Below are 7,473 nucleotides of genomic sequence, written 5' to 3' on the forward strand. Positions count from 1 at the left end.
GGGCTATCCATCCGTGTCTCTCCAGCCCGACGACGGTAATCTCACCACCATGGCCCCCTCCACGTCCGGCAAGAAGGCACCCGCGAAGAAGAGCGCGGGCAGGAGCGCGCCGGCGAAGAAGGCCGCCACCCGCCGGCCCCCGGCGAAGAAGACGCCGCCGCCGCGCAACGGCCTCTACCGCATGCTGCGGGCGCTCTGGCTCGGCCTGGCACACGCCGTCGGCGCGGTGTTCCGCGGCATAGGGCGCGGAGCCAAGGGGCTCGACCCCGCCCACCGCAAGGACGGGGTGGCGCTGCTGCTGCTCGCGCTGGCGCTGGTCGTCGCCGCCGGTACCTGGTCCAACCTGCGCGGCCCGGTCGGCGACCTGATCACCATGCTGGTGACCGGCGCCTTCGGACGGCTCGACCTGCTGGTGCCGATACTGCTCACGGTCATGGCCGTGCGGTTCATAAGGCATCCGGAGAAGCCGGAGGCCAACGGCCGCATCGTCATCGGCCTGAGCACGCTGGTGCTCGGCGTGCTGGGACTTGTGCACATCGCCTGCGGCGCGCCGGGCCGTGGCGAGGGCCACGACGCGATGCGCGACGCGGGTGGACTGATCGGGTGGGCCGCGTCGAAGCCGCTGATCCTCACCGTCAGCGAGGTGCTGGCGGTGCCGCTGCTGGTGCTGCTCACACTGTTCGGCGTCCTGGTCGTCACCGCGACACCCGTGGTCGCGATCCCGCAGCGCCTGAGGCAGCTCGGCGTGCGGCTGGGAGTGGTCGCCGACGACGGCCGGACCCGCCGGACCGCCGGCGACGAGCCGGACGACGACCACGAGGCGCCGCCGACCCGCCGACGGGCCGACTTCCGCAAGCAGGTCGACCCGGTGCACGCCGAGAAGCGGGCCCTGGACCGCCGCCGCACCCGGCGCGCCGCCCCGCAGCCCTCGGACGCCGGCCCCGACGACTCCGTGGGCGCCGTCGACCTGGCCGCGGGGGCCGCGACCGACCTGGACCTGGACGGCGCCGTGCTGCACGGAGTGCAGCCCTCACCGCTCATCGCCGAACTCAGCGGCGGGGCCGGCCGCCGCCGCTCCGCCACCCGGCCGCCGCGGACGGAAGCCCCCGCCGCGGAGCCCGAGGAGAGCGCGAGCGGCGTCCCCGACCTCACCAAACCGGCGGCCGAACCGGCGGAGGGCCTGCCGGCGCGCGCCGAGCAGCTGCAACTCGCCGGGGACATCACCTACGCGCTGCCCTCACTCGACCTGCTGGAGCGCGGTGGCCCCGGCCGCACCCGCAGCCCCGCGAACGACGCTGTCGTCGCCTCGCTGAGCACCGTGTTCACCGAGTTCAAGGTGGACGCGGCCGTCACCGGCTTCACCCGGGGCCCGACCGTCACCCGGTACGAGGTGGAGCTGGGCCCGGCGGTCAAGGTCGAGAAGATCACCGCGCTGACGAAGAACATCGCCTACGCGGTCGCCAGCCCCGACGTGCGGATCATCTCGCCCATCCCGGGCAAGTCGGCGGTGGGCATCGAGATCCCCAACAGCGACCGGGAGATGGTCAACTGCGGCGACGTGCTGCGCTCCACCGAAGCCGTCGGGGACGAGCACCCCATGGTGGTCGCGCTGGGCAAGGACGTCGAGGGCGGCTACGTCACCTCGAACCTCGCGAAGATGCCGCACATCCTGGTCGCCGGCGCCACCGGCTCCGGCAAGTCCTCCTGCATCAACTGCCTGATCACCTCGATCATGATGCGGGCCACCCCCGAGGACGTGCGGATGGTCCTCGTCGACCCCAAGCGGGTCGAGCTCACCGCCTACGAGGGCATCCCGCACCTGATCACCCCGATCATCACCAACCCCAAGCGGGCCGCGGAGGCCCTCCAGTGGGTGGTGCGCGAGATGGACCTGCGCTACGACGACCTGGCCGCCTACGGATACCGGCACATCGACGACTTCAACGCCGCCGTCCGCGCCGGCAAGGTCACCCCGCCGGCCGGCAGCGAGCGGGAGCTGGCGCCCTACCCCTACCTGCTGGTCATCGTCGACGAGCTGGCCGACCTGATGATGGTGGCCCCCCGCGACGTGGAGGACGCCATCGTCCGCATCACCCAGTTGGCCCGCGCGGCCGGCATCCACCTCGTGCTGGCCACCCAGCGGCCCTCGGTGGACGTGGTGACCGGCCTCATCAAGGCGAACGTGCCGTCCCGGCTCGCCTTCGCGACGTCCTCGCTCGCCGACAGCCGGGTCATCCTCGACCAGCCGGGTGCCGAGAAGCTGATCGGCAAGGGCGACGGGCTGTACCTCCCGATGGGCGCCAACAAGCCCGTCCGCATGCAGGGCGCCTTTGTCACCGAGGACGAGATCCGGGCCGTGGTCGCGCACTGCAAGGAGCAGATGGCGCCCGACTTCCGGGACGACGTCACCGTCGGCCAGGGCCGCAAGAAGGAGATCGACGAGGACATCGGCGACGACCTCGACCTGCTGTGCCAGGCGGCCGAGCTGGTCGTCAGCACGCAGTTCGGCTCCACCTCGATGCTGCAGCGCAAGCTGCGCGTCGGCTTCGCCAAGGCCGGCCGGCTGATGGACCTGATGGAGTCGCGGGGGATCGTCGGCCCGAGCGAGGGCTCCAAGGCGCGGGACGTGCTCATCAAGGCCGACGACCTCGACGAGGTGCTGGCCACGATCCGCGGCGGGGCCTAGGCGCCGTCCGGCGGGCCCGTCCGTCCGGCGGCGACGGCGCGCGCGGGTTGTGAAGATCTTCGAGTCCGAGTCGTGACGATCCTCGGGGCAACCGTTTCCCGCGGGCATACGTCACGTTACTTGGGACAGGTGTAGACGTACCGACCCCGAGGATCCACCAGCCCGCCACCGGGGCGTCGGACAATCCCGATGGCGGACAGACACCCACCGCCCGCTTGCCCGAATCTCCCCCCGCCCCTCTAGACTGAATCTTCAGCAGGTGGCTACACGCTCGAAAGGCGCTCCCGTGTCCATCGGCAACTCCCCCGAAGATGGCCGGCCTTCGGTCGGTCGAGCCCTCAAGCTGGCCCGGATCGACACCGGGCTGACCGTCGACCAGGTCAGCTCCGCCACCCGGGTGCGTGTGCCGATCGTGCAGGCGATCGAGCAGGACGACTTCTCCCGTTGCGGCGGCGACGTGTACGCGCGAGGACATGTGCGCGCGCTCGCCCGCGCCGTCGGGCTGGACGCCGACTCCCTGGTGGCGCAGTACGACGCCGATCACGGCGGCCGTCCGGAACCGACGTCCGCCGCGCCGCTCTTCGAGGCGGAACGGATCAGGCCCGAGGCCCGCCGCCCCAACTGGACCGCCGCGATGGTCGCGGCCATCGTCGCCGTGATCGGCTTTGTCGGCTTCACCCTGTTCGGAGGCGGCGGCGACACCCGTACGACGGCCGACTCCGGGCCGACCGCCGAGGCCAGCCCGGACGCGGAGAAGGACACCAGGGGCGAGAAGACCGAACCCGAACGCACCAAGAAGCCCAAGCCCGACCCCTCCGACAGCGCCATCGCCGCCGCGCCCGCCAACCGGGTGACGGTCAGGCTCGTGGCGACCGGCGGCAGCAGCTGGATCTCCGCCGAGGACCACACGGGCCGGCTGATGCACGAGGGTGTGCTCAACGACGGGGACTCCAGGACCTTCACCGACAAGGAGGAGATCTCCCTGGTGCTGGGCAACGGCGGCGCGGTGGAGCTGTACGTCAACGGCAAGAAGGTCGACCGCGGCAGCGCCATCGGCCAGGTCGAGCGGCTCAGCTACACCAAGGGCGACCCGGAACAGGGCTGATCCGTCAGACAGGGCGCGGTGCGCTGGTGGGTGCGGACCGAGCGGTGAGCTGGACGAAGTAGTCTTGAGCCCATGCCCGAACGCCGTACCGTCGCCCTTGTCACCCTTGGCTGTGCCCGTAACGAGGTCGACTCGGAGGAGCTGGCGGGCCGTCTCGCGGCCGACGGCTGGGACCTCGTCCAGGACGCCGCCGAGGCGGACGTCGCCGTCGTCAACACCTGCGGCTTCGTCGAGGCCGCCAAGAAGGACTCGGTCGACGCCCTCCTGGAGGCCAACGACCTGAAGGACCACGGCCGCACGCAGGCCGTCGTCGCCGTCGGCTGCATGGCCGAGCGCTACGGCAGGGAACTCGCCGACGCGCTGCCGGAGGCCGACGGCGTTCTCGGCTTCGACGACTACGCGAACATCTCCGACCGCCTCCAGACCATCCTCGCCGGCGGTGTGCATGCCTCGCACACCCCGCGCGACCGCCGCAAGCTCCTGCCGATCAGCCCCGCCGAGCGGCAGGCCGAGGGCCACGGCGTGGCCCTGCCCGGGCACGGGGACGCCGCGACGGAGACCGCCGCGTTCGGCATCCCGGAACCCGAGGGGCCGGAATCCGAGGGCCTGGCCGCCGGAGCGCCGGCCGACCTGCCGGCCGGGGTGGCGCCGGCCTCCGGGCCCCGGCCGCCGCTGCGGGTCCGGCTGGGCCGCAGCCCGGTCGCCTCGGTGAAGCTCGCGTCCGGCTGCGACCGCCGGTGCAGCTTCTGCGCCATCCCCACCTTCCGCGGGTCCTTCATCTCCCGCCGGCCCTCGGACGTGCTCAACGAGACCCGGTGGCTGGCCGAGCAGGGAGTCAAGGAGATCATGCTGGTCTCCGAGAACAACACCAGCTACGGCAAGGACCTGGGGGACATCCGTCTGCTGGAGTCGCTGCTGCCCGAGCTGGCCGCCGTCGACGGCCTGGAGCGGATCCGCGTCAGCTACCTCCAGCCGGCCGAGATGCGTCCCGGCCTGATCGACGTGCTGACCGGCACCGACAAGGTGGCCCCCTACTTCGACCTTTCCTTCCAGCACTCGGCGCCCGACGTGCTGCGCGCGATGCGGCGCTTCGGCGACACCGACCGCTTCCTGGGCCTGCTGGAGACCATCCGGACCAAGGCGCCGCACGCCGGCGTCCGGTCCAACTTCATCGTCGGCTTCCCCGGCGAGACGGAGACCGACCTCGCCGAGCTGGAGCGCTTCCTGACCGAGGCCCGGCTGGACGCCATCGGCGTCTTCGGCTACTCCGACGAGGAGGGCACCGAGGCCGTCACCTACCAGGACAAGCACCCCGAGGACGTCGTCGCCGAGCGGCTGGCGCGGGTCTCCCTGCTCGCCGAGGAGCTGACCGCGCAGCGCGCCGAGGAACGGGTGGGGGAGTCGCTGAGGGTGCTGGTGGAGTCCGTCGACACCGAGGACGGTGTGCTCGGCCGCGCCGCGCACCAGGCCCCCGAGACGGACGGCCTCGTGCGGCTGACCGCCTCCGACTCCCACGGGCTGGCGCCCGGACGTATGGTCGAAGCCAAGGCGGTGGCGTCGGAGGGCGTCGACCTCGTCGCCGAGCCTTTGGCCCACGAGGAGGCGGGAACATGACGGGCGTCCCGGCTTCGGCTGCGGGAAGCGGGTCCGTGGCACGGACGAAGCGTTCCGCTCCGACGCAGGTGAGCCTGTGGAACATCGCCAACATCCTCACCATGCTCCGGCTCCTGCTGGTGCCGGCGTTTGTGGCGCTGATGCTGGCTCAGGGCGGCCACGACCCGGCCTGGCGCTCGCTCGCCTGGGCCGCGTTCTCCGTCGCCATGATCACCGACCTGTTCGACGGCGAACTGGCCCGGCGCCGGAACCTCGTCACCGACTTCGGCAAGATCGCGGACCCCATCGCCGACAAGGCCATCATGGGCGCCGCCCTGATCTGCCTCTCCGCGCTCGGCGACCTGTCCTGGTGGGTGACCGGGGTGATCCTCGCCCGCGAACTGGGTATCACCCTGATGCGTTTCTGGGTGATCCGGCACGGAGTGATCCCGGCCAGCCGGGGCGGCAAGATGAAGACCCTCGCCCAGGGCATCGCGGTCGGCATGTACATCCTCGCGCTGACCGGGCCGCTGGCCACGCTGCGCTGGTGGGTGATGGCCGTGGCGGTCGCGCTGACCGTCGGCACCGCGCTGGACTACGTCCGGCAGGCCGTCGTACTGCGCCGCGCCGGACTGGCCGCCGCAGAACCGGGCAGGAGTGGATCAACACCGACCGAGACGGCCGACGGCGGAGCCGCCGACGCCGACGAAGCCGACGAGCGGGCGGTGAGAGAGGAGCGGGCGCATGGCTGACGAGGCGGCGGCACAGGCGGTGGACCTCCTGACGCGCAGGGGGCAGACCGTCGCGGCCGCGGAGTCGCTGACCGGCGGCCTGGTGGCCGCCGAACTGACCGACGCCCCCGGCGCCTCCCGCGTCTTCCGCGGCTCGGTCACGGCCTACGCCACCGACCTCAAGGCCAGCGTGCTCGGGGTGGACCAGGACCTGCTGGACGAGCGCGGCGCGGTCGACGCCGAGGTGGCCCGCCAGATGGCCGCCGGGGTCCGCGAGGCCCTGGACTCCGACTGGGGGGTGGCCACCACCGGCGTCGCGGGCCCGGAGCGCCAGGACGGCCAGCCGGTCGGGACCGTCTTCGTGGCCGTCGCCGGGCCCCACGGGCGGCCGCCGGTGGCCGAGCGGCTGTCGCTCGACGGCGACCGCGTCGAGATTCGCCGGAAGAGTGTTCGAGCCGTTCTGCAGCTCCTCCACGGGGAACTCGTGGAGAACGCGGGCCGAAGCATACGGAACACAGTGGGGGGACTTGATGTTTGCAGCCCTGAGTGAACACAACAGCGTGCCCGGCGCCGTAACGGTTGTAGGCGGTACGGTGGGGCATGAAGGATCCAGGAACGCGGTCCGAGGAGGGAGCCACCGATGATTCTGCTCCGTCGCCTGTTGGGTGACGTGCTGCGTCGGCAGCGCCAGCGTCAGGGCCGCACCCTGCGCGAAGTCTCCGCATCCGCACGCGTCTCCCTCGGCTACCTGTCCGAGGTCGAGCGAGGGCAGAAGGAGGCTTCCTCCGAGCTGCTGTCGTCGATCTGTGACGCGCTGGACATCCGGATGTCCGAGCTGATGCGAGAGGTCAGCGATGAGCTGGCACTCGCCGAGCTGGCGCAGTCCGCGGCGCGTGACGCCGTACCTGCGCCGATGCGGCCCATGCTCAACCCTGTGTCTGTGACCTCGGTCACAGGTCGCCCGGGGGAGCGGGTGACGATCAAGCGGCCTGCCGAGGCCGTGGACGTCGTCGCCGCCTGACGCGTCACACCAACCAGTACACCGAGGTGCCGGGGCCCGTGCCCCGGCACCTCGTCTCTGTTCCGGGCATCACGGCGTTTCCGGTGACTCGCGCCGGGCCCGGTGAGTCACGCTCGCGTGCCCGGCGCGGGCGGCCCAGCATGGTGCCATGCGCGCTCCCACCGTGCGGCGGCCCCGCACGGCCCGTGGCCGGTCCTCCGCCAGGCGGGTCGTCCCGCCGCTCCTCGCGGCCGGGGCGCTCGCCCTGTGGTGGACGGCGACCGGCCCCCACCCGGAGGGGCACACCGGCGCCCTGGTGCTGCTCGGCCTCTGGGGACTCGGGCTGGTGCCCCTGCAC

At 72.2% G+C, this 7,473-nt stretch carries 6 protein-coding genes and 1 pseudogene; all 7 read left to right on the plus strand.

Annotated features, from left to right (window positions below; translation table 11 throughout):
- Positions 1-49: 49 nt before the first annotated feature.
- Entirely contained in the window at positions 50-2,686 is a 2,637-nt protein-coding gene (locus GL263_RS17200; protein ID WP_182856612.1) for a DNA translocase FtsK, read from the plus strand.
- Between the two features lie 286 nt (positions 2,687-2,972).
- A complete protein-coding gene (locus GL263_RS17205) occupies positions 2,973-3,791 on the plus strand; it encodes a helix-turn-helix domain-containing protein (protein ID WP_182856613.1) in 819 nt (272 codons plus the stop codon).
- A gap of 72 nt (positions 3,792-3,863) precedes the next feature.
- On the plus strand, positions 3,864-5,405 hold the full coding sequence (rimO, locus tag GL263_RS17210) for a 30S ribosomal protein S12 methylthiotransferase RimO (protein WP_182856614.1): 1,542 nt from the start codon (positions 3,864-3,866) through the stop codon (positions 5,403-5,405).
- Complete coding sequence (gene pgsA / locus GL263_RS17215; RefSeq protein ID WP_182856615.1) at positions 5,402-6,136, plus strand: CDP-diacylglycerol--glycerol-3-phosphate 3-phosphatidyltransferase; 735 nt, start codon at positions 5,402-5,404, stop codon at positions 6,134-6,136. The genes rimO and pgsA overlap by 4 nt, the downstream gene beginning before the upstream one ends.
- A complete protein-coding gene (locus GL263_RS17220; RefSeq protein WP_182856616.1) occupies positions 6,129-6,665 on the plus strand; it encodes a CinA family protein in 537 nt (178 codons plus the stop codon). Before pgsA ends, GL263_RS17220 begins: the two co-directional genes overlap by 8 nt.
- Positions 6,666-6,755: 90 nt before the next feature.
- The gene (locus GL263_RS17225) at positions 6,756-7,136 is read left to right on the plus strand and encodes a helix-turn-helix domain-containing protein (RefSeq protein WP_143646307.1); all 381 of its coding nucleotides are present in this window, start codon (positions 6,756-6,758) and stop codon (positions 7,134-7,136) included.
- A 148-nt stretch (positions 7,137-7,284) separates the two neighbouring features.
- Positions 7,285-7,473: pseudogene (locus GL263_RS17230) on the plus strand (hypothetical protein); the annotation flags it as partial.

Source organism: Streptomyces durbertensis (assembly GCF_014156695.1).
In the GTDB taxonomy this organism is placed as follows: domain Bacteria; phylum Actinomycetota; class Actinomycetes; order Streptomycetales; family Streptomycetaceae; genus Streptomyces; species Streptomyces durbertensis.

Excerpts from the sequence above, each read along its gene's own strand:
- GL263_RS17200 (WP_182856612.1), top strand. The coding sequence starts at position 50 with ATGGCCCCCTCCACGTCCGGCAAGAAGGCACCCGCGAAGAAGAGCGCG.
- rimO (WP_182856614.1), top strand. The coding sequence starts at position 3,864 with ATGCCCGAACGCCGTACCGTCGCCCTTGTCACCCTTGGCTGTGCCCGT.
- pgsA (WP_182856615.1), top strand. The coding sequence starts at position 5,402 with ATGACGGGCGTCCCGGCTTCGGCTGCGGGAAGCGGGTCCGTGGCACGG.
- GL263_RS17220 (WP_182856616.1), top strand. The coding sequence starts at position 6,129 with ATGGCTGACGAGGCGGCGGCACAGGCGGTGGACCTCCTGACGCGCAGG.
- GL263_RS17225 (WP_143646307.1), top strand. The coding sequence starts at position 6,756 with ATGATTCTGCTCCGTCGCCTGTTGGGTGACGTGCTGCGTCGGCAGCGC.